The organism is Methylobacterium sp. SyP6R (assembly GCF_019216885.1).
Taxonomy (GTDB): Bacteria; Pseudomonadota; Alphaproteobacteria; order Rhizobiales; family Beijerinckiaceae; genus Methylobacterium.
Genome location: NZ_JAAQRC020000001.1, coordinates 2536007 through 2557647 on the forward strand (window position 1 = coordinate 2536007; position 21641 = coordinate 2557647).

The following is a 21641-nucleotide window of genomic DNA, read 5'->3' on the forward strand; positions in this document are numbered from 1 at the left end:
GGCGCGAGTGCGCGCCACGGCCGCATGTTCAGGCTACGAGCCGCGAGGCTCTTACTGCGCCTCGGCGGTGCGCGTGTCCATCCCGATCACGCCGCGGAACGCCTTGCTGATCCAGGAGGCCTTCTCCTCGCGGGGCTGCAGGCCACCGCTCTGGAGCAGGTTGTAGGCGTCCTTGTACCAGGGCGAATCGGGGAAGTTGTGGCCGAGCACCGCCGCGGCGGTCTGCGCCTCGCCGGCGATGCCGAGCGCCATGTAGGCCTCGGCCAGGCGCTCCAGCGCCTCCTCGACGTGGCGGGTGGTCTGGTACTTGCTCACCACATCGCGAAAACGGTTGATCGCCGCCGGGAAGTTGCGCCGCTCGAGGTAGTAGCGGCCGATCTCCATCTCCTTGCCGGCGAGCTGGTCGCGGGTGATCTGGATCTTGGCCTTGGCGTCGGCGGCGTATTCCGAGGTCGGGTACTTCTGCACCAGCTCGGTGAGCGCCACGAGGGCCTTCTCGGAGCGGTCCTGGTCGCGGGTCACGTCCGGGATCTGCTTGTAATGCGACATCGCCAGCAGGTACTGGGCGTAGGCCGCGTCCTTCGAGCCCGGATGGCGCTGCAGGTAGCGCTTCGAGGCGGTTATCGCGTCCTCGTAGCGGCCGCCCTCGTAGTTCGAGTAGGCCGTCATCAGCACCGCCTTCCGCGACCAGTCGGAATAGGCGTATTGCTTGTCGAGGTCGTCGAACTTCTTCGTCGCGCCCTCGTAGTCCCGGTCCTCGAGCTTGGCGAGGCCCTGGCTGTAGAGCTTATTGGGCGGGACGTCGGGGACGACCTCGGTCTTGTACTTCTCGGACGCGAACGGGTTGATCGAGTCGATCGCGTCGCAACCGGCGAGCCCCAGGCCGCACGCCGCGAGCAGCACGGTCCGCAGAACGGTCACCTTCGCGTCGCGAAGCGGGTGGGCGAACGGCATTCGGGTTCTTCCCCAAGCAAGCGGCCTTTGCGGCCGCTGATCCATGAGCCCCTTAGCCCAGGCCGGCGCCACGCGCCAAGCCCGTCACGGCCACCGCGCCGGAGCGCGGAACCGTCGGTCGGGAGCCTCTCAACCCTGTGGGGCGAATGGGGCGCCAAGACGGCGCGAGGTGGTTGAAGTTCCGTGACTCGCCGCGGCGCGGCGACGAAATCGGCAGGATGTGGCCCCGCCGCAACGCGGAGCCGGAGGCCTTCAGAGTTCGGGCGCGTAGACGGCGGCGCCGAGGCCGACGCCGAACTCGGCGAAGACCGGCTCGCGGCGGGCGGCCGCTCCCTCGACGATGGCGTAGTTGGCCCGGTCGGCGAAGAGCTCGCCGAGGACCGCCACGTTGAGGCCGTGACCGCCGCAGAAGGACTGGTAGGCGCCGAGGATCGGCAGGCCGGCGAGCGCGAGGTCGCCGACGGCGTCGAGGATCTTGTGGCGGACGAACTCGTCCGGGTAGCGCAGGCCTTCGGGGTTGACCACGCCGCCGTCGCCGACCGCGACGGTGTTCTCCAGCGAGGCGCCGAGCGCGAAGCCGGCCTTCCAGTAGCGCTCGACGTCGCGCATCATCCCGAAGGTGCGGGCGCGGGCGATCTCGCGGCGATAGGCGGCGGGGGTGAGGGTCAGCGCCTTGCGGCTGCGGCCGATCACGGAGCTCTCGAAGTCGATCTCGACGTCGAGGTGGAAGCCGCGCTCGAACGGGCGCAGCTCGGAATAGGCGCGGCCCTTCTCGGTCCGGACGGTCTTGAGCACCTTGATGAAGCGGCGGGGCGTGCCGCAGGAGGTGGTGCCGACCGCCTCGATCGCCGCCACGAAGGGGGCGGCGCTGCCGTCGAGGATCGGCATCTCGGGCCCGTCGATCTCGACGAGGCAATTGTCGATGCCGAGCCCGTAGAGAGCGGACATCAGGTGCTCGATGGTGGCGACGGCGCCGGTCTCGCGGCTGCCGATGACGGTGCAGAGCTCGGTGGCGCTGACCTGGGCGAACTGGGCCTGGATCAGGCGGTCCCGGCCGTTCGCGAGGCCGGTGCGCAGGAAGGCGATGCCGTGATTCGCCTCCGCGGGATGGAGCGTGATCGAGACGGGGTTACCGGAGTGCACGCCGATGCCTGAAAGGCCCGCGGCGGAGCGTAGGGTCGTTTGCTGACTTGTTTTCATTACCTCAGCCCTCGGCCGCGACTCACCATCGTGTCCTGTTGCCAGGCTCACGTTTCGAGGCGATCCGTCCGTTGCTTGAAGCCCCTGTGGGTGTCAGTGCCGGCGGTTCCGCTCGGCCTTCGCCCTTGTGCGTAGGACAGCTATAGTCGCGCTCGAAAGCACGGCCAAATCACGGATTCTTACGATCTGTAACAGCCCCGGGGACCCGCTCCGGCCGCAAAAAACCGTGCTGCATCAAAAGCTTGAAGAACGCGTAAACCCCGAGGCCGGGGGGCCTCGGGGTGTGTCTTTTGGGCGGCACCACCCCCCTCGCGTGGCGGGATCGTGGCATACGCCACCATCCCGCCGTCTCCGCCCAAAGGCGGAAGCGGTGGGCGGGGCTCCCGGCTCAGTTCGCCTGGCGGCGCAGGAAAGCGGGGATCTCGAGCTGGTCGTCGTCCATTCGGTTGCCGGCCGGCACCGTCCGGCCCTGCGGGTCGAGGTTGCCCTGCGCCGGGCGGTAGCCCTGGGGCTGCGCCTGGTAGCCGCCCTGCGGGGCGTATTGCGGCGCGGGGCGCGGCGCGGGCTGGTGCTGCACCGGAGCCTGATGCGCGGGAGCCTGCGGCATCGGAGCCTGCATCCTGGGCGCCGGCTGCGGGGCATGCGCCGCGGGAGCGGGCGCCTGGGCCGGGTGACCGGCCTCGTCCTCGCGCCGACCGCCGAAGCCGACGGTGGCGAGGCGGCGCAGCAGCGAGGTGCGCTTGGCGTCCGGGGTCACCTGCTGCACCGGCTCCTCGCCGCGGCTGGCCCGGATCTGGTTCTGGGCCGGCATCGGCAGGTCCTGGACCCGGGGCATGCGCGGCGCGCGCACCACCGCCGGGGAGGGCGGGATGAACGGGCCGGAGGCCATCGGCATCTGCGGCTCGGGCGCGGGCGCCGGGGCCGGCTCGTAGACCGGGGCCTGGCGCGGCTGGGCCGGAGTGATCTGGACCTCGTCGCGCATGAGGCTGGCGGCCTGGTGAGCGGCGGACAGGTCCATCCGGGCCGGCTCCGGCGCGGCGGGCTGGGCGTGCATCGGAGCATGCATCATTGGGGCATGCGCCACCGGCTCCGGTGCCGGGGCCCGCGCTACCGGGGCCTCGGCGGGACGAAAGGAGGCGGTGGAGGGGGGCGCCGAGGGGGCGGCGGCCCGGGCCCGGGCCTCGGCGCGCAGGCGCTCGGCGACCTCGGCGATGCGCTGCTCGGTCTGGGCGATCTCCGGCGAGCCGATCGCGTTGGCGTTGATCAGCGCCGGCTCGATGCCGGTGGCGACGACCGAGACCCGGATGATGCCGTCGAGGCTCTCGTCGAAGGTGGCGCCCAGGATGATGTTGGCGTCGGAATCGACCTCCTCGCGGATGCGGGTGGCGGCCTCGTCGAGCTCGTAGAGGGTGAGGTCGTTGCCGCCGGTGATCGAGATCAGCAGGCCGCGGGCGCCCTTCATCGAGACGTCGTCGAGGAGCGGGTTGGCGATCGCGGCTTCGGCGGCGCGGTTGGCGCGCTTCTCGCCCGACGCCTCGCCGGTGCCCATCATCGCCTTGCCCATGCCGCGCATGATCGCCCGCACGTCGGCGAAGTCGAGGTTGATGAGACCCTCCTTCACCATCAGGTCGGTGATGCAGGCGACGCCCGAATAGAGCACCTGGTCGGCCATCGCGAAGGCGTCGGCGAAGGTGGTCTTCTCGTTGGCGACCCGGAACAGGTTCTGGTTCGGGATCACGATCAGGGTGTCGACGGCCTGCTGCAGCTCGTTGATGCCCGACTCGGCGGTGCGCATGCGGCGCACGCCCTCGAACTGGAACGGCTTCGTCACGACGCCGACCGTCAGGATGCCCATGTCGCGGGCGGTGCGGGCGATGACCGGGGCGGCGCCGGTGCCGGTGCCGCCGCCCATGCCGGCGGTGATGAAGCACATGTGGGCGCCCGAGAGCTGATCGCGGATCTCGTCGATCACCTCCTCGGCGGCGGCGCGGCCGACGTCGGGCTGCGAGCCGGCGCCGAGGCCTTGCGTCACCCCGATGCCCATCTGGATCACGCGCTCGGCCTTCGAGGAGGTCAGCGCCTGGGCGTCGGTGTTGGCGACCACGAACTCGCAGCCGAGGAGGCCCGACTCGATCATGTTGTTGACGGCGTTGCCGCCGGCGCCGCCGACGCCGAACACGGTGATGCGGGGCTTCAGTTCGCGGATGTCCGGAGCTTGCAGGGAGATGGCCATGATGCGCGAGCCTCTGATGATCGTTACGTTTCTGGTGGCGCCTTGGACGGCGCCGTTTGCCGTCCCGCCTCTCCGGCGCGGCCCGTTTCCGGGGCCCGCGCCGGGAGGCGATCCCGTTAGAAGCTCTCCGCGAACCAGCGTCCGAACTTGGAGAGGTAGCTGTTGGAGACGAGGCCCGGGCGGCCGGACTGGCCGCGCGGCTCGAAATGCTCGACGTGGGAGACCTGGGGGTAGACCAGGAGACCCACGGCGGCCGAGAAGGCCGGCCCCTTGGCGGCCTCGGGCAGCCCCTTGATCCCGAGCGGCCGGCCGATCCGGACCTGGCCCTGCAGGATGCGGCGGGCGACCTCGGGCAGGCCGACGAGCTGGCTGGCGCCCCCCGTCAGCACCACCCGGCGCCCGGCCTGGGCGGCGAAGCCCGCGTTGCGCAGGCGGTCGCGCACCAGTTCCAGCACCTCCTCGACCCGCGGGCGGATGATCCGCACGAGGTGCGACTTCGGGATGTGGTGCGGCAGGTCGCGCTCGTCCTCGTCGACGCCGTGGACCGCGATCATGTCGCGCTCGTCCGACGCCGTCGCCATGGCGGCGCCGTAGAGGGTCTTGAGCCGCTCGGCCGCCGCCACCCGGGTGGAGAGCCCGCGGGCGATGTCCATGGTGACGTGGTGGCCGCCGACCGCGAGCGCGTCGCAATGGACGAGGTGGCCGCCGGAAAAGACCCCGACGCTCGTCGTGCCGCCGCCCATGTCGACGACGGCCACACCCATCTCGGCCTCGTCGTCGACCAGCGCCGAGAGACCCGAGGCGTAGGGGGTGGCGATCACCGCCTCGACCCGCAGGTGGGTGTTCTCCACCGCCAGCATCAGGTTGCGGGCGGCGGCGATCTCGGCGGTGACGACGTGCAGGTCGACGCCGAGGCGCTCGCCGAGCATGCCCGACGGATCGACCACCGCGCTCTGCTGATCGAGGGAATAGCCGGTCGGCAGGGCGTGCAGCACCGCGCGCCCCGGGCTGATGCTGTGGGTGCTCGCGGCCTCCAGCACCCGCTGCACGTCCGAGCCGGTGACGGCGCCGGTACGGACCGGGACCTTGGCGTCGAAATGCTGCGAGCCGAGCCGCCCGCCCGACAGGCTGACGATGACCGACTGCACCTCGACCCGGGCCATCCGCTCGGCGGCGTGGACCGCCTGGCGGATCGCGGTCTCGGCCGCCTCAAGATCGACCACGGCGCCGCCCTTGAGGCCGCCGGAGCGCTGGTGGCCGATGCCGATGATGCGGGCGAGGTGGGTACGGCCGCGTAAGGTGGACAGCGTCTCGACCGGCTGCAGCTCGGCGACGAGGCAGACGACCTTGCTGGTGCCGATGTCGAGCACCGACAGGGTCGCGCTGCGGCGCGCCGAGAGCGGCTTTAAGCGCGGCGTGAGACCGTGCTGGAGGAGACTCATGACGCGACGCTCACCGGGGAGGACAAGGGGATCGGGGGGCTTGAGGAGCCGGGGTAACCGGCGGGCGTCACGTCTCGCGCGCGGGTCATGTCTCGGTTCCCTTCGGTTTCTTGGACTTCTTCTGGGCCTCCAGGCGCGCCGCCGCGCCCTCCTCGGTCAGCCGCACCACCACCCGGTCGGGCAGCCGCAGGTCGACCGCGATGATGTCCTTCTCGAGCAGGCTCGACTCGGCCTCGAGCTTGACGAGGCGGGCCACCGCGTCGCGGGCGCCGGCCTCGGGCAGGCGGATGTCGATGCCGTCGAGCTTGAGGGTCCAGCGCCGGCCGGACACCAGGGTGCCGGCCCGGATGCGGTCCTTGAGCGGGCCCGCCGCCTCGAGGAGCGCCAGGTATTCCTTGGTGCGGGTGTTCGCCTCGTCGCCCACCACCAGCGGCAGGTTGGCGAAGCGGCCGTCGCGCATCTGGTCGATCACCGTGCCGTCGGCGGCGATCACGGCGATCTCGCCGTTGCGCTGCCACAGGGCGCTCGGCTCGCGCTCGGTCAGCGTGATCAGGAGCTCGCGCGGGTAGATCTTGCGGACCGAGACCGCGCCGATCAGCGGCACGGTGGAGAGACGGTCGCGCACGTCGACCACGCTGAGGAAGGGCAGCGAGTTGCGCTGGTCGATGCCGGCGGCCTTCAGGATCTCGGACGAGTGCAGCTGCACCAGCCCCGAGATCGTGACCTTGTCGAGGCCGAAGCCGAGCGCCCGGGCGGCCATGTCGAAGGGCGTGCCGTAGCGGGCCGAGACCTCGGCATAGCCGCCGCCGGACACGAAGCCCGCCCCCGCGACGAGGCCGAAGAACCCGAAGGCCAGGCCCATCCCGAGATGGCGCGGCATCCGCCGCTCGATCGGCACCGCCACCGAGGCGCGGCGCGGGCGCAGGAACCGCGGCAGGACGCGGGCCAGCAGCGATTCGCCGAGGCGCGGGTCACCGACGCGCGCATCGCGCGCAGGCGCGCTCCAGGCCGGCGCCGCCCCGGGAGGGGGAGCGGTCATGCCGGCCTCCGCACCGGCATAGCCGGCGGCGGTCAGCGGCTCAGGGAAGCGTCCACCACCATCCATGGGGCGAGTTCACCGAAAACGATACCCGACACGGGCTGCGATCTCCGGCGCGGGGGCGCTTGGGTGGTCCGGGGTTCGCGTACCGGCCCGCCGCACCACCGTCATACCGGGCATCGGAGCCGGCATGGCGTCGTCGCGAAGGGTCGGCACGGCTCACGCCCGGCATCCAAGTGCTTGATGCGCCGTTAACCCCGACTGTCGAACTCGCTGGTAAATATCCGGTAAAATTTTCGCCCCGCGCACAGGGATCGCGTAACCCCGGAGCCCCCCGTCGCCGGGGGGCCACGCCCGGGCGGCGGGTCGGAGCGGGGCCTGCCGGCCGGTCGGGCAGAAGCCGGGAAGCGGCGCGTCTTCAAGAGCTTACATGCCGATCGGCCGGGCCGCGCCTGTATCGGGAGGTGGCCCCGGCGGGGAACGGGGCGCCCCCGACCGCGGCAAACCGGGACGGCCTGAATGGTTACCGTCCGGGCCGCGCCGGGGCCGCGGCCCTGGTGATTCGCGAATCATCGCGCGGCGACGCCGATGCGCTTGATCTCCCAATGCAGGTCGATGCCGGAGGTCTCGCGCACCCGCGCCCGCACCTCCTCGCCCAGGCCCTCGATGTCGGCGGCGGTGGCGCCGCCGCGGTTGATCAGGAAGTTGCAGTGCATCTCCGACACCTGCGCGCCGCCGCGGGTCAGCCCGCGGCAGCCGGCGGCATCGACGAGCTGCCACGCCTTGGCCCCGTCCGGGTTCTTGAAAGTCGAGCCGCCGGTGCGCTCGCGGATCGGCTGCGCCGCCTCCCGGGCCGCGGTGACCCGGTCCATCTCGGCCTCGATCGACGCCCGGTCGCCGGGCCTGCCGCGATAGGTCGCCTGGGTGAAGATCAGGTCGGCGGGCGCCGCGCAGTGGCGGTAGGCGAACCCCATCTCCGAATGGGACAGGACGTGCAGGGCGCCCGAGCGATCGACGGCCCGGGCCTCGACCAGCACGTCGGTGGTCTCGCCGCCATGCGCCCCGGCATTCATCCTGAGCGCCCCGCCGATCGAGCCCGGGATGCCGCGATAGAAGGCGAGCCCGTCGAGCCCGGCCTCGGCCGCGGCACGGGCGAGCTTCATGTCGGGCACCGCCGTGCCGGCCCGGATCGTCTCGCCCTCGATGAGGATGGACCCGAAGGCCTTGCCGCCGAGGCGGATGACGAGGCCGGGCACGCCGCCGTCGCGCACGATCAGGTTCGAGCCGAGCCCGATCACCGTCACGGGGACCTCCGCCGGCAAGGCCGAGAGCGCCGCGGCGAGGTCGTCCTCGTCGGCGGGGGTGAACAGCACGTCGGCCGGTCCCCCGACCCGGAACCAGGTGAGGTCGGCGAGGGGATGATCGGGCAGGAGGCGGCCGCGCAAGGCGGCGGGCTCCAGAGCGGCGAGGATGGCGGCGGAGGTCGTCATGGATCCGTTCGGGATGATGCGGGATGCCCCTCCCCGCTTGCGGCGGGGCTGTCTTGGGCCAGGAAAAGGCGCGGGTTCTCTCCTCTCCCCGCGGGCGGGGAGAGGGCTGCGTCCCCGTTCAGGGGATGCAGCGAGCCCGAAGGGCGAGGGTGAGGGGGTGGTTCCGGAGGAGCCTCACGCGTCGAGACCCCCTCACCCTCGCTTCGGCTTCGCCTCCGCTTGCCGTGTCCCCTGAACGGGAACACGGCCCTCTCCCCGCCCGCGGGGAGAGGAGAAACCCGCGCCTCTCCTTTCTCCGGACGAGTCTGCCGCCCGCGAGAAGAGGAGGAGGGGCGGCGCTCCACGATGGCGGCCAGGATGGTTTCGAGGACGCCCGTCACGTTGCGCGCGACCTCGCCGTTCCAGAACCGGAGCACGTGCCAGCCCTGCGAGGTCAGCCAGGCGTCCCGCTCACGGTCGTAACCGCTCTCGGCATGCTGGCTGCCGTCGAGCTCGACGATCAGCTTCGCCTCACGGCAGGCAAAATCGGCAAAGTAGCGACCGATCGGCAATTGACGCATGAACTTGGCCTCCGCCAGGCGTCGGTCGCGCAAGTGCGACCAGAGCGCCTGCTCGGCGGCGGTTTGAGCCCGCCTCAGGGTGCGGGCCCGCGCCGTACCGGGATCGTCGGGGCCGCGCATCGCAGTGTCAGCGGCTCACGCCGCCTTCTCGCCGCTCGCGGCGAGCTCGCCCGGGAGCGCATAGGCCCATTGGGTGATGTTGCCGGCGCCCAGGCACACCACGTAGTCGCCGGGACGCGCGAGCCCGCCGACGATGCCGGCCAGGTCCTCGGTGCGCTCGAGCGCGATGGCGTTGCGGTGGCCGCGGGAGGTCAGGCCCGCCACCAGGGTGTCGCGGTCGATCCCCTCGACCGGCGCCTCGCCGGCGGCGTAGACGGGGGCGACGATCACCGTGTCGGCGTCGTTGAAGCAGGTGCAGAAATCGTCGAACAGCGAGGCGAGGCGCGAGTAGCGGTGGGGCTGGACCACCGCGATCACGCCGCCGTCGGTCGAGGCGCGGGCGGCCTTGAGCACCGCCCGGATCTCGACCGGGTGGTGGCCGTAATCATCGAAGATCTGCACGCCGTTCCACTCGCCGGTGCGGGTGAAGCGCCGCTTGACGCCGCCGAAATTCGCCAGCGCCTTGCGGATCGCGTCGGGCGAGACGCCGAGCTCGTGGGCGACCGCCAGCGCCGCGGTGGCGTTGAGCGCGTTGTGCTTGCCCGGCATCGGCAGGACCAGGTCCTCCATCTCCAGGCGGAAGCCGGGACGGCGGTCGCGGATCATCACCCGGAACCGGCTCTGGCCGCCCTTCAGGTCGACGTCGATCAGGCGCACGTCGGCCTGCGGGTTCTCGCCATAGGTGACGATGCGCCGGTCCTCGATGCGCCCGACGAGGTCCTGCACCGTCGGGTGGTCGATGCACATCACGGCGAAGCCGTAGAACGGGATGTTGTCGATGAAGGCGCGGAAGGCGTCCTTGATCGCGTCGAACGAGCCGAAATGGTCGAGATGCTCGGGATCGATGTTGGTGACGATGGCGATGTCGGCCGGCAGCTTCAGGAAGGTGCCGTCGGATTCGTCGGCCTCGACCACCATCCAGTCGCCCTCGCCCATCCGGGCATTGGTGCCGTAGGCGTTGATGATGCCGCCGTTGATCACCGTCGGATCGAGGCTGCCGGCGTCGAGCAGGGTGGCGACGAGGGAGGTGGTGGTGGTCTTGCCGTGGGTACCGGCCACCGCCACGCAGGACTTGAAGCGCATCAGCTCGGCCAGCATCTCGGCCCGGCGCACCACCGGCAGGCGGCGCTCGCGGGCGGAGACCAGCTCCGGGTTGTCGCGGCGGATCGCGGTCGAGACCACGACGAGGGCGGCCTCGGCGAGGTTCTCGGCCCGGTGGCCCACGAAGGTGCGGATGCCCTTCTCGGACAGGCGGCGCACGTTGGCGTTGTCGGACGCGTCCGAGCCCTGCACCGTGTAGCCGAGATTGTGCATCACCTCGGCGATGCCGGACATGCCGATGCCGCCGATGCCGATGAAGTGGATGGGTCCGAGCTTGTCCGGCAGCTTCATGGAGTCGGGGTCCTTCACGTCTTCTTGTTCGATCGACGGCCGCGAGCGGGCCGAGATGTTCGATGGGCGGCCGTCGGCGGGCCGACATTGTTTGCTTTTGCGGCTGCTAACGGGCCGCTTGGGCGGTCTCGACCACCAGGGCGGCGAGGCGCTCGGCGGCATCCGGCAGGCCGGCCCCCTTGGCGGCGGCGGCGGCTTTCGCGAGCCGGTCGGGATCGCCGAGCAGCGCGCCGAGATCGGCGGCCAGCCGCTCAGGGGTGAAGTCCGTTTGTGGTCTGGGAAAGGCGGCGCCGATTCCGCCCAGAACCGCGGCATTGGCCGCCTGGTCCTGGTCGAGGGATCCTGGCAGCGGCACCAGGATCGACGGCCGGCCGATCACCGCCAGTTCCGCCACCGTCGAGGCGCCGGAGCGCGCCACCACGAGGTGGGACGAGGCCATCTTGGCCGGCAGGTCCTTGAAGAACGGCGCCGCCGTGAAGGCGGCAAGGCCCGCGCCCTCGTAGAGCGTCTGCACCCGGGCGAGGTCTTCCGAGCGGGCCTGCTGGATCACCGTGAGACGGGCGCGCAAGGCGGGGTCCAGGCGCAGGACGGCGTCCGGCACCACGTCGCTCATCACCCGGGCGCCCTGGCTGCCGCCGAAGGCGAGGAGCTGGAGCGGGGCGTCCGGCCCGACCGCCGGATAGGGCATCGCGGCGGCCGCCAGAACCGCCGGGCGGACCGGATTGCCGGTATGGACCCGGCGCGCCCGCGCCTTCACGGGCACGCCCCGCACCTCGGGGAAGCCGGTGGCGATCACGGTCGCGCCGCGGGCGAGAAAGCCGTTGGCGCGGCCCATCACGGCATTCTGCTCGTGCAGCAGGGTCGGCACCCGCAGCATCTGGGCGGCAAGCAGCGGCGGCACGGTCGGATAGCCGCCGAAGCCCACGACCACCGCCGGGTTGAGGCGGCGCACCTCGCGCACGGCCGCCGCGAAGCCGCGCCCGAGGGTCGCGAAGGCGGCGACGCGGCGCAAGGGGGAGCGCCCGCTCGACGGGGTGGCGGAGGGCACCGCCACGATCTCCGAGGCCGGGAACTCGCCCGACAACGCCGCGACACGGCTGTCGGTGGCGAGCACCACCCGGATGCCGCGCTCGCGCAGGCGCAACGCCAGGGCCTCGGCCGGGAAGAGGTGGCCGCCGGTGCCGCCGGCGGCGAGCAGGACGAGGGGCTGGGCGACGGTCATCGGGCGGCCGGTGTGCGGGGGATGGACAATGCGGTCTCCGGTCAGGGATCGGCGTCGAGGGGCCCCCGTGTGTCACGGCGGGCCCCCGAGGTCACCCCCGGGCGCTTACCGCGCCGCGTTCTCGTCGCGGTTGAGGAGCGTGGTGCGCGGCCGGCGCCGGGTCAGCGCCACGAGGAAGCCCATGCCGAGGGCGAGCGAGATCAGCGACGAGCCGCCATAGGAGATGAACGGCAGGGTCATGCCCTTGGCCGGCATCATCCGGGTGTTCACCGCCATGTTGATGCAGGCCTGGAGGCCGAACAGGGCGGTGAGCCCGGTGATGGCGAGCCGGCAGAAGATGTCGTCGCTGCGCCGCGCCAGCATCAGGCCGCGCATCACGATGAAGGCGAACAAGAGCACGATGGCGATACAGACGATGACGCCGAATTCCTCGCCCGCCACCGAGAAGATGAAGTCGGTATGCGCGTCGGGCAGGTGGCGCTTGGCGACGCCCTCGCCCGGGCCGGTGCCGAACCAGCCGCCGGAATTGAACGATTCCTGCGACCAGAAGGTCTGGAAGTTGTCGCCCGAATCCTTGTCCATGAAGCGCTGGATGCGGGCGCGCACGTGGGGCAGGAACTGGTAGGCCGCCGCCACGCCGATCAGGCCGGCCCCGCCGAGGCCGCCGACCCAGAACCAGTGCAGGCCGGCCACGAACACCATCGAGCACCACACCATGGTGACCAGCATGGTCTGGCCGAAATCCGGCTGCAGGATCAGCGGCACGATGGTCATCGGCAGGAGCAGGACCGCGAGCGTGCCGCCGGGCATGTCGCGCCGGCGCGACCCCTCGGCGAAGGCCCAGGCGGCCAGGATCACGAAGGCGGGCTTGACGAATTCGGACGGCTGGACGCCGATCGGGCCGAACTGGATCCAGCGATGCGCGCCCTTGATCTCCGGCCCGTACTTGGTGGCCGCGATGCACAGCACGATGCCGAGGCTGTAGGTCACCAGCGCCATGCGCCGGATGTGGCGCAGCGACAGGAACGACACCGCCAGGATCAGCGCGATGGTCGGCAGCAGGTACATCACCTGCCGGTTGAGGAAGTGGAAGGTTGGCAGGCCGAGGCGTTCCGCCACCGGCGGACCGCCGGCCATCAGGAAGACCAGCCCGGCCGTCATCAGCACGCCGAGGCCGGCGAGCAAGGCCCGGTCGACGGTCCACCACCAGTCGCCGAGATGCGAGCGTTCCGCACGGGACATCATGGCTTGAAGGGCCCCTCGTTCACCAGCCGCGACCATCGGACGGAATGGTAAACCGAGTGTTGCCGCGCCGCCGCAGCGAAGCGGATCGTCGTGGCGCAGAAGCGGGCCCGCGCGGAGGCTGAGGCCTTCAGCCTCGAAACGTCAACCTTGGAACATGCCGTGCGGCGCCGGCTCGAAGTGCCGGGCGTACTCGTCCTCGAGCGTCTCCCACGGCATCAGCATCACGCCGTGGAGCGGCGCCGCGCCGGCCGTCAGCGCCCCGAAGCGCCGCAGGATCAGGGCGAGCTCGTAGGCCGTAATGTCGGGCTTCGGCGTGAACTTGTAGAAATGGGTCTCGTTGTCGACCGGATCGGCACCGATGCTCTTCAGGAGCGTATCGAACATGACGAAGTCCCCCCGTTCCGACGCGACCCGCCGCGCGCCCGACGGGAAGGCTAGGCCGGATGGAGGCGTGCGGCAAATAAACTTGATGGGAGGGGATGACGCTCGGAGCGGAGCCCGGTGCCAAGGTCTTGCGGACGGACCCATTCCATCGTTTGCACCGGCCGATGTCAGGGAGGGCTCGGCCTCTTTACCGGCGGGCAGCGGGGCTGTCCGCAAACAAGAATAGCGCGGGTTTCCTCCTCCCCCCGCGGGCGGGGAGAGGGCCGTGTTCCTGTCCAGGGAACACGGCGAGCGGAGGCGCAGCCGAAGCGAGGGTGAGGGGGTCTCGACGACTGAGACTCTTCTGGAAACACCCCCTCACCCTCGCGGCGAACCTGCGGTTCTCTGCTCCCTTCGTCCCCGACAAGGGGGACGAAGGCCTCTCCCCGCCCGCGGGGAGAGGGGATTTCCTGCGCCATTCCTTTCCCCCGGACAGCCCTGCCGCCCGAGGGGAGAGGAGATTTCTGGCGCCTCGTCCTTTCCCAAACGTCCTTGTCGCTCGCGGAGGCCAAAGAGCGCTCACGCCTGTTCCGTCGGACCCTCGGATGACCGCGCACCCCGCGGGACGCGCCGCATCTCGTGGAGCTCGACGGTTGCAAGCGTTCCCTCCTGCAAGCGTTCCCTCCGGCTCGGCGAACTCGACGGTGTACGTCTCGCCCGAGTTGTCGACCGACACGATCGTCCCCTCGGTCCCCGCAGGGATCACGGCACCATCGTCGGCGATGACCGCGGCGGCGGGAACGACGTCGTCGAGATCCCGCAGGCCCGGTCCCGCGACGACCTCGCGAAAGACATATGTCAGGGAGAGCGGCAACGGTCAGCCCTCGTGCGGCCCGCACCAGCCCGGCAGGTACACCGCGTGCTTGGAGCGGGCGAGCGACAGGGCCTCCTCCAGGGCCTCGGAGAAATCCTGCTTCACGTCCTTGCGCTTGATGTTCCGGCGCAGGAAATCGGCCCACAGGAACTCGCTGAACGGGGTCGTGTCCTTGGCGAAGCCCCCGGCGCGACGCAATTCGCCGGCGAGGCTGCGGAAGGGGTCGTCGGCCAGGTCCTCGATGCGCTTGGGCAGGTCGCCGACGTCCCGGCGCACGCCGTCCGCATCGTAGGGGTGGACCCAGGCGCGGTGGTCGGCCACGATCCAGAACGCGTCCTTCTCCAGGTGGTGGAGGTCGGCCACCACGGTGGTGAGCACGCTCTCGACCCCCTCCTCCTGGAGGGCGCGGGCGAGGTGGTGGTGGTCGATCACGTAGCGGCGCTTCTTCGGCCCGAGCAGGACCGGGATCATGTGCGAGGCGAGGAACGCCTCGCGGTCCTTGTCGTCGATCTCGCGCCAGCGCCGGCGCTTGGCCCCCACCTCCCGGTAGCCGACCGTCATCTGGGTCGGGCGCAGCTCGGCGAGCGGGACGCTGTGGAGAATCGGGTCGCGAACGGACATGCGGGTTATCGAGGCTCTGCGCGCGGGGTCTTCCGCGCCGGGGTGTCGAAATTCGGCCACACCCTCCCCAGGGTCAAGGCGCCGGACCGAAGCCTCACGAGCTAACAAGTGCCCCCGAAACCGGCCGAACGGCCTAATCCGATCGTCGAAGGACACTGTTTCTATCGCGTAAAGTCCTTTGCCACAAAGGCATTTTCTCTGTAAAGTGACGCGGGCGGCCTCGTGCCGATCGATGCCTGCGCGGTGAAAGGCGCCGCTCCCGGCCATCCTTGACTTGGCTTCGGTTTGCTCGCCAAGAGACGACCACGGGATGCCGGCCGCGAGGCGGCGCCCCGGCCCGGATTCTGCTTCGTCGTCCGTTCCTGTCATGGATCTGACGCAGGGACAGGGCAGGACACCCGGGAGATCCCGGACTCGAGGCACAGACAGGGCCGGTCGGCCGGCCCGGGACCGCTCGGACGCCACCCCGTCGCGGGGTGGACCGCCCGGTGGTCCCGAGATCCGGCCGCACCGCCCCGGCGAATGGTCGGCGCGCGATGGACACCAACAACCCCCTGACCATGGAGCCCGCGACCTCCCGGGCGCCGGCGCGCCGCCGCGGCTGGATCGTCGCGATCCTGCTCGTCGCGGGCGCGGGCGCCGCGATCTGGTTCGTGCCGGCCCTCGCCCCCGTTCGCGAGCGGCTGGAAGGCCTCCTGGCGCAGCGACAGGGGGTGGAGGGTCAGGGACCGGAGACCGGCGAGACGCAAGCCGCGCCGACCTTCCGGCCGACGAAGCAGCAGCTCGCGAGCTTCGGCATCCAGACCGTGGAGGCGAAGGCGTTCCGGCCCGAGGGTTTTGCGGAAGGGCGGATCGGCGTCAACGAGGACGACAACGTCCCGGTCTACTCTCCTTACGCGGGCCGGGTGACCAAGGTGATGGTCCGGGCCGGCGACCGGGTGAAGGCCAACCAGGTGCTGTTCACCCTGGAGGCCGCCGACATGGTCTCCGCCCTCAACGACTACCAGGCGGCGACGAACGCACTGGCCAAGAACGCCGCCCTGCTCAAGCTCAACCAGACCGTGGCGGCCCGGCTCCAGGAGCTGTTCCAGGCCAAGGCGGTGGCGCTGAAGGACTGGCAGCAGGCGCAGAACGACGTGATCGCGGCGCAGAGCGACCAGCGCTCGGCCGAGGCCGCGCTCCAGGCGGTGCGCAACCGCCTGCGCATCCTCGGCAAGTCGGATGCGGAGATCGACGCCTTCGCGCGGAGCGGCGTGATGAGCCCCGAGACCGAGATCCGCGCGCCGATCGCCGGCACCATCGTGCAGCGCAAGGTGGGCCTCGGTCAGTATCTCGCCGCGGGCAGCGACCCGGCCTTCGTCATCGGCGACCTCTCGACGGTGTGGCTCGTCGCCAACGTGCGCGAGACCGAGGTGCCGCGGATCAAGCTCGGCCAGGAGCTGGAGGCGAGCGTGATCGGCTTCCCCGACCGGGTGTTCAAGGCGAAGATCAGCTACATGGCCGCCGCCCTCGACCCGGCCACGCGCCGCCTGCCGGTGCGGGCCGAGATCGACAATGCCGAGGGCCTGCTGCGCCCCGAGATGTTCGCGACCTTCACGATCCTGACCGGCCGCGACGAGAGCGCCCCGGCGATTCCGGCCTCCGCCATCGTCTACGAGGGCGCCCGCGCCCGGGTCTGGATCGAGCGGCCGGACGGCACCATCGCGTCGCGCAAGGTCACGCTGGGCCTCAGCGGCGGCGGCCTCGTCCAGGTCGTCGACGGGCTCAAGGTCGGCGACCGCGTGGTCACCCGCGGCAGCCTGTTCATCGACCGCGCCGCCTCCGGCGACAAGGCGTCGTGATGGCCGCCCTCATGACCCTCGACCTCCCGAAGCTCGACCTGCCGCATCCCGGCCTCCCGACCCCGAGCCGCGCATGAACCGCCTGATCGACTTCGCCCTGCGCCAGCGGGTGCTGGTGCTGCTCCTGTTCCTGGCGATGCTCGCGATCGGCTATGCCAGCTTCATGCAGCTCAACATCGAGGCCTATCCGGACCCGGTGCCGCCGCTCGTCGACGTGATCACCCAGAATCCGGGCCAGTCGGCCGAGGAGATCGAGCGCTACATCACCATCCCGCTCGAGGTGCAGCTCGCCGGCATCCCCAACGCCACGGTGACGCGGACGATCTCGCTGTTCGGCCTCTCGGACGTGAAGATCCAGTTCACCTACGACTTCACCTACCAGGAGGCGCTGCAGCGGGTGCTCAACCGGCTGTCGCAGCTGCCGCCCCTGCCGAACAACGCCCAGCCGCAGATCTCCCCGACGAGCCCGATCGGCGAGATCATGCGCTACCAGGTGATGGGACCGCCGGGCTTCTCCTCGACCGACCTGAAGACCCTGCAGGACTGGGTGCTCCAGCGCCGCTTCAAGGCGATTCCCGGCGTCGTCGACGTCTCGGCCTTCGGCGGCAAGACCAAGGAATTCGAGGTCGCGGTCGACCTGCACAAGCTCCAGGCGCAAGGCCTGACCCTGGTCCAGGTCGTCTCGGCGCTCAACAATTCCAGCACCAATGTCGGCGGCCAGACGCTGAACGTCGGCGAGCAATCGGCGGTGGTGCGCGGCGTCGGCCTGATCCGCGACATGGACGACGTCCGCAACACCATGATCACGCAAGTGAACGGCGTGCCGGTGCTGATCAAGGACGTGGCCGAGGTGCAGGTCAGCAACGCGCCGCGGCTCGGCATCGTCGGCCACGAGAACAACGGCGACATCGTCGAGGGGATCGTGCTGCTCAGCCGCGGCGGCAAGAGCCTGCCGACGATCCAGCGCGTCGAGGCCGAGATCGAGAAGATCAACTCCTCGGGCATCCTGCCGCCCGGCGTGAAGGTGGTGCCGCTCTACGACCGCAGCGCGCTCATCCACACCACCACCCACACGGTGATGCACAACCTCGTCTTCGGCGTGGTGCTGGTGTTCCTGGTGCAGTGGCTGTTTCTCGGCAGCCTGAAGAGCGCGATCATCGTGGCGGCCACGATTCCCTTCGCGCTCGGATTCGCCATCGCCATCATGGTGGCGCGGGGCGAGTCGGCCAACCTCCTGTCGCTCGGCGCGATCGATTTCGGCCTCATCGTCGACGCGACGGTGATCATGGTGGAGAACATCTTCCGCCACCTCGCCGAGCACAAGGGACCGGCGCGAGCCGGCAGCGGCGTCAAGCTCGGGCTGATCGCCTCGGCCGCCCGCGAGGTGAACCGGGCGATCTTCTTCTCCGCCTCGATCATCATCGTCGGCTTCCTGCCGCTCTTCACGCTCACCGGCGTCGAGGGCCACATCTTCGGGCCGATGGCGAAGACCTACGCCTACGCGCTCGTCGGCGGGCTCATCGCCACCTACACGGTGTCGCCGGCGCTCTCGGCCCTGATCCTGCCGAACCACGTCGAGGAGCGCGACACGATCGTGGTGAAGATCCTGCGGGCCCTGTTCCGTCCGCTCCAGGGCTTCACCCTCCACAACCGGGTCCTGACGATCCTGGTGACGGTGGCGATGCTCGGCTGCACCGGGCTCGCCATGCGCACGCTCGGCCTCGAGTTCCTCCCCACCCTGGAGGAGGGCAACCTCTACATCCGCGGCACGATGCCGGCCTCGATCTCGCTGGAGGCGGGCAACCCTTACGTCGAGCGGATGCGCAAGCTGATCGGCTCCTACCCGGAGGTGACCACGGTCGTCTCGCACCAGGGACGGCCCGACGACGGCACCGACGCCACCGGCTTCTTCAACGTCGAGATCTTCGCGCCGCTCAAGCCCGCCGACCAGTGGCGTCCCGGGCTCACCAAGGACAAGCTGATCGAAGAGATGTCGGCCCGCCTGCGCGAGGAATTGCCCGGCATCGAGTTCAACTTCTCGCAATACATCCAGGACAACGTCCAGGAGGCGGCCTCCGGCGTGAAGGGCGAGAACTCGGTCAAGATCTACGGCACCGACCTCGAACAGATCACCCGCACCGCCGAGGACGTGAAGGCGGCGCTCGCCACGGTGCCGGGGGTGACCGACCTCGCGGTGTTCACCTCGCTCGGTCAGCCGACGGTGCGCATCGACATCGACCGGGCGCGGGCCGCCCGCTACGGGCTGGCGCCCGGCGACATCGCCACCACCATCTCGGCGGCGATCGGCGGCCAGACCGCGGGCGACCTCTACGAATACGGCAGCGACCGCCACTTCCCGATGCGGGTGCGGCTGGCACCGGATTACCGCCGTTCGCTCGAGACGATCCGCAACATCACGGTCGGCGTCACGACGGCGAGCGGCAGCGTGATGCAGGTGCCGCTGTCGGAGATCGCCAAGGTCCAGCTCGTCTCGGGCGCGGCCTTCATCTACCGCGAGAACCAGGAGCGCTACATCCCGGTCAAGTTCAGCGTGCGCGGGCGCGACCTCGGCGGCGCGGTGATCGAGGCGCAACGGCGCGTATCCGAGCAGGTCGATCTGCCGGCCGGCTACCACCTCGAATGGGTCGGCGAGTTCAGCAACCTGCAAGGGGCGATCGCCCGGCTGAAGCTGGTGGTGCCGGTGACGATCGGGCTGATCGCGCTCCTGCTCTACGTCAACTTCGCCTCGCTCACCGATACGCTGCTCACCTTGAGCGTGATCCCGATGGCCTTGATCGGCGGCATCTTCGCGCTGGTCCTCACGGGGACACCGTTCTCGGTCTCGGCGGCGATCGGCTTCATCGCGCTGTTCGGCATCTCGACCATGGAGGGCGTGATCCTGCTCTCCTATTGCAACCAGCTGATGGACGAGGGCTGGGCCCGGGCGCAGGCCATCCACCACGCCGCCGACGTGCGCATGCGCCCGGTGATGATGACCTGCGTGGCGGCCTGCGTCGGCCTCCTGCCGGCGGCGATCTCGACCGGCATCGGCTCGCAGGTGCAGAAACCCCTGGCGCTGGTGGTGGTGGGCGGCATCCTGCTCGCCCCGATCCTGATCCTGGTGGTACTGCCGGTGCTGATCGCAGCCTTCTCCCGCCACCGTCCGCGGGCACCTGTCGCCCCGGCGCGACAGCCCGAGCCGGCGGAGTGAGATAGATGCTGTCCCGATCCGACGCGCCCTCCCCTGCCGAATCCAGCATGCCCCCTTCCATGCGCGCCATCCTGCGCCTCTCGACCGCGATCCCGGTCCCCCGCGCCGCCGCGTCCGCCGCGGCGCCGGCCGGGTCGGGCGACGCGGATTCGCGTGACAGGGATGCGCGCGACCTGGATGGGGATGCACAGGACGAGGCCCCCGGAGGACGCCCGACCGCCCGCGCCGCGGCCCGCATCCTGGCGGCGGCGCTTGCAGCCGCGTCGGCCTCGGCCTGCATGGTCGGGCCCGACTTCCAGGGCGCGACGCCGCCGCCGGTGACCCGCTACACCAAGGAGTCTTTGCGCGATCCGCAGGTGAGCGGGGAGGCCCGCCAGGGCGGCGCGGTCGGCCAGAGCTTCGCGCAAGGGCGCGACGTGCCGGGCGAGTGGTGGACGCTGTTCCGGTCCAAGGCGCTGAACAGCCTGGTGGCGGAGGCGCTCGCCCGCAACCCGAACCTCGAAGCCGCCCAGGCCAGCTTGCGGGCGGCGCGGGCCACCACGGAAGCGCAGCGCGGCGCGCTGTTCCCGCAGGTCGGGTTCAACGCCCAATCCTCCTACAACAAGGCCCCGGGCGGCGACCTGCAATCGCCCCTCAACAACAACGCGCTCCTCTACAGCCTCGTCACCCCGCAGGTGACGGTGAGCTTTACCCCCGACGTGTTCGGCGGCACGAGGCGGTCCCTCGAATCGCAGGCGGCGCAGGAGGAGGGGCAGCTCTGGCAGCTGGAAGCGGCCTATCTCACGCTCTCCTCCAACGTCGTCGCGGCGGCGATCCAGGAGGCGTCGCTCCGGGCCCAGATCGCCGCGACCGAGAAGGTGATCCAGGCCCAGACCGACCTGCTGAACCTGATCACCAAGCAGCAGAATGCCGGCCAGGTCGCAGGCGCCGACGTGGTGCAGCAGACCGCTTTGCTCGCCCAGTCGCAGCAATTGCTGCCGCCGCTGCAGCGGGCGCTGTCGCAGCAGCGCAACCTCCTGACGGCGCTCGCCGGCCGCTTCCCGAGCGAGGAGGTGAGCCAGACCTTCACGCTCGCCTCGCTGCACCTGCCCCGCACCCTGCCCGTCAGCCTGCCCTCGCGGCTGATCGAGCAGCGCCCCGACGTGAAGGCGGCGGAAGCCGCGGTCCACGCGGCGAGCGCCCAGGTCGGCGTCGCGGTGGCCAACCGCCTGCCGCAATTCACCATCTCGGGCTCGGCCGGCGCCAGCGCCACCAACTTCGCCGCGCTGCTCAACCCGGCCGCCAGCCTCTGGACCATCGCCGGCGCGGTGGCCCAGCCGCTCTTCGATGCCGGCACCCTGTTCCGCCGCCAGCAGGCGGCGGAGGAGACCCTGGTCCAGGCGCAGGCCCAGTACCGCGCCACCGTCATCACCGCCTACCAGAACGTGGCGGACGCCTTGCGCGCCCTCCAGGCCGATGGCCGCGCGGTGGCCGCCGCCAACGCCGCCGTCAAGGCGAGCCAGCAGAGTGTGGAACTGGTGCGCAAGCAGTTCGGCCTCGGCGCGGTCAGCAGCGCCTCGCTGCTGATCACCCAGTCGGCCTATCTCCAGGCGGTGGTGACCCAGGCCCAGGCCCAGGCCAATCAGTACGCGGATACTGCGGCCCTGTTCCAGGCCCTCGGCGGCGGCTGGTGGAACCGGCGTGACGTGAAGCCGATGCGGGACCCGAAGGATATCGCGCCGTTCCTGTGAGGAGCGCGATCGGCCGCACGGGATCATCATGACAACCGCGGCACGCGCTGCTAGCGTGACCGGGT

At 70.7% G+C, this 21641-nt stretch carries 15 protein-coding genes; 3 read left to right on the forward strand and 12 right to left on the reverse strand.

Features of this window, described 5'->3' with window-relative positions:
• Positions 1-51: 51 nt before the first annotated feature.
• The 12 genes from bamD to HBB12_RS11745 all read right to left on the reverse strand — a co-directional run bounded on the left by bamD (position 52) and on the right by HBB12_RS11745 (position 14794).
• Positions 52-954 carry an outer membrane protein assembly factor BamD gene (bamD, locus tag HBB12_RS11690; RefSeq protein ID WP_236989493.1) on the reverse strand — a complete coding sequence of 301 codons (903 nt, stop codon included), beginning with the start codon at positions 952-954 and terminating at the stop codon, positions 52-54.
• 252 nt (positions 955-1206) lie between these two features.
• Entirely contained in the window at positions 1207-2154 is a 948-nt protein-coding gene (gene lpxC / locus HBB12_RS11695; RefSeq protein ID WP_236989494.1) for a UDP-3-O-acyl-N-acetylglucosamine deacetylase, read from the reverse strand.
• Positions 2155-2542: 388 nt separating this feature from the next.
• Positions 2543-4387, reverse strand: a complete 1845-nt coding sequence (gene ftsZ / locus HBB12_RS11700; protein WP_236989495.1) for a cell division protein FtsZ — start codon at positions 4385-4387, stop codon at positions 2543-2545.
• Positions 4388-4503: 116 nt separating this feature from the next.
• A complete protein-coding gene (gene ftsA / locus HBB12_RS11705) occupies positions 4504-5829 on the reverse strand; it encodes a cell division protein FtsA (RefSeq protein ID WP_236989496.1) in 1326 nt (441 codons plus the stop codon).
• A gap of 85 nt (positions 5830-5914) precedes the next feature.
• Positions 5915-6934: a cell division protein FtsQ/DivIB gene (locus HBB12_RS11710; RefSeq protein ID WP_236989497.1), complete on the reverse strand. Its 1020-nt coding sequence runs from the start codon at positions 6932-6934 to the stop codon at positions 5915-5917.
• Positions 6935-7437: 503 nt separating this feature from the next.
• Complete coding sequence (gene murB, locus HBB12_RS11715) at positions 7438-8358, reverse strand: UDP-N-acetylmuramate dehydrogenase (protein WP_236989498.1); 921 nt, start codon at positions 8356-8358, stop codon at positions 7438-7440.
• Positions 8355-9038: an endonuclease domain-containing protein gene (locus HBB12_RS11720; protein WP_236989499.1), complete on the reverse strand. Its 684-nt coding sequence runs from the start codon at positions 9036-9038 to the stop codon at positions 8355-8357. The genes murB and HBB12_RS11720 overlap by 4 nt, the downstream gene beginning before the upstream one ends.
• 15 nt (positions 9039-9053) lie before the next feature.
• Positions 9054-10469 (reverse strand): UDP-N-acetylmuramate--L-alanine ligase, encoded by a 1416-nt coding sequence (gene murC / locus HBB12_RS11725; protein WP_236989500.1) that lies wholly within the window; start codon positions 10467-10469, stop codon positions 9054-9056.
• 106 nt (positions 10470-10575) lie between these two features.
• Positions 10576-11691 (reverse strand): UDP-N-acetylglucosamine--N-acetylmuramyl-(pentapeptide) pyrophosphoryl-undecaprenol N-acetylglucosamine transferase, encoded by a 1116-nt coding sequence (locus HBB12_RS11730; RefSeq protein WP_236989501.1) that lies wholly within the window; start codon positions 11689-11691, stop codon positions 10576-10578.
• Between the two features lie 105 nt (positions 11692-11796).
• Positions 11797-12936, reverse strand: a complete 1140-nt coding sequence (locus tag HBB12_RS11735; RefSeq protein ID WP_236989502.1) for an FtsW/RodA/SpoVE family cell cycle protein — start codon at positions 12934-12936, stop codon at positions 11797-11799.
• A gap of 141 nt (positions 12937-13077) precedes the next feature.
• Positions 13078-13320, reverse strand: coding sequence for a hypothetical protein (locus HBB12_RS11740; RefSeq protein ID WP_236989503.1), 243 nt, complete (start codon positions 13318-13320; stop codon positions 13078-13080).
• Positions 13321-14176: 856 nt separating this feature from the next.
• On the reverse strand, positions 14177-14794 hold the full coding sequence (locus tag HBB12_RS11745; protein WP_236989504.1) for a ParB-like protein: 618 nt from the start codon (positions 14792-14794) through the stop codon (positions 14177-14179).
• A gap of 488 nt (positions 14795-15282) precedes the next feature.
• Between HBB12_RS11745 and HBB12_RS11750 the strand changes: the two genes are divergently transcribed.
• From HBB12_RS11750 to HBB12_RS11760, 3 genes are all read left to right on the forward strand, one after another.
• On the forward strand, positions 15283-16635 hold the full coding sequence (locus HBB12_RS11750) for an efflux RND transporter periplasmic adaptor subunit (protein WP_236989505.1): 1353 nt from the start codon (positions 15283-15285) through the stop codon (positions 16633-16635).
• A 73-nt stretch (positions 16636-16708) separates the two neighbouring features.
• Positions 16709-19846: an efflux RND transporter permease subunit gene (locus tag HBB12_RS11755; protein ID WP_236989506.1), complete on the forward strand. Its 3138-nt coding sequence runs from the start codon at positions 16709-16711 to the stop codon at positions 19844-19846.
• A 47-nt stretch (positions 19847-19893) separates the two neighbouring features.
• Positions 19894-21576 (forward strand): efflux transporter outer membrane subunit, encoded by a 1683-nt coding sequence (locus HBB12_RS11760; protein ID WP_236989507.1) that lies wholly within the window; start codon positions 19894-19896, stop codon positions 21574-21576.
• Positions 21577-21641 lie beyond the last annotated feature (65 nt).

Excerpts from the sequence above, each read along its gene's own strand:
- bamD (WP_236989493.1), bottom strand. The coding sequence starts at position 954 with ATGCCGTTCGCCCACCCGCTTCGCGACGCGAAGGTGACCGTTCTGCGG.
- lpxC (WP_236989494.1), bottom strand. The coding sequence starts at position 2,154 with ATGAAAACAAGTCAGCAAACGACCCTACGCTCCGCCGCGGGCCTTTCA.
- ftsZ (WP_236989495.1), bottom strand. The coding sequence starts at position 4,387 with ATGGCCATCTCCCTGCAAGCTCCGGACATCCGCGAACTGAAGCCCCGC.
- ftsA (WP_236989496.1), bottom strand. The coding sequence starts at position 5,829 with ATGAGTCTCCTCCAGCACGGTCTCACGCCGCGCTTAAAGCCGCTCTCG.
- HBB12_RS11710 (WP_236989497.1), bottom strand. The coding sequence starts at position 6,934 with ATGGATGGTGGTGGACGCTTCCCTGAGCCGCTGACCGCCGCCGGCTAT.
- murB (WP_236989498.1), bottom strand. The coding sequence starts at position 8,358 with ATGACGACCTCCGCCGCCATCCTCGCCGCTCTGGAGCCCGCCGCCTTG.
- HBB12_RS11720 (WP_236989499.1), bottom strand. The coding sequence starts at position 9,038 with ATGCGCGGCCCCGACGATCCCGGTACGGCGCGGGCCCGCACCCTGAGG.
- murC (WP_236989500.1), bottom strand. The coding sequence starts at position 10,469 with ATGAAGCTGCCGGACAAGCTCGGACCCATCCACTTCATCGGCATCGGC.
- HBB12_RS11730 (WP_236989501.1), bottom strand. The coding sequence starts at position 11,691 with ATGACCGTCGCCCAGCCCCTCGTCCTGCTCGCCGCCGGCGGCACCGGC.
- HBB12_RS11735 (WP_236989502.1), bottom strand. The coding sequence starts at position 12,936 with ATGATGTCCCGTGCGGAACGCTCGCATCTCGGCGACTGGTGGTGGACC.
- HBB12_RS11740 (WP_236989503.1), bottom strand. The coding sequence starts at position 13,320 with ATGTTCGATACGCTCCTGAAGAGCATCGGTGCCGATCCGGTCGACAAC.
- HBB12_RS11745 (WP_236989504.1), bottom strand. The coding sequence starts at position 14,794 with ATGTCCGTTCGCGACCCGATTCTCCACAGCGTCCCGCTCGCCGAGCTG.
- HBB12_RS11755 (WP_236989506.1), top strand. The coding sequence starts at position 16,709 with ATGAACCGCCTGATCGACTTCGCCCTGCGCCAGCGGGTGCTGGTGCTG.
- HBB12_RS11760 (WP_236989507.1), top strand. The coding sequence starts at position 19,894 with ATGCCCCCTTCCATGCGCGCCATCCTGCGCCTCTCGACCGCGATCCCG.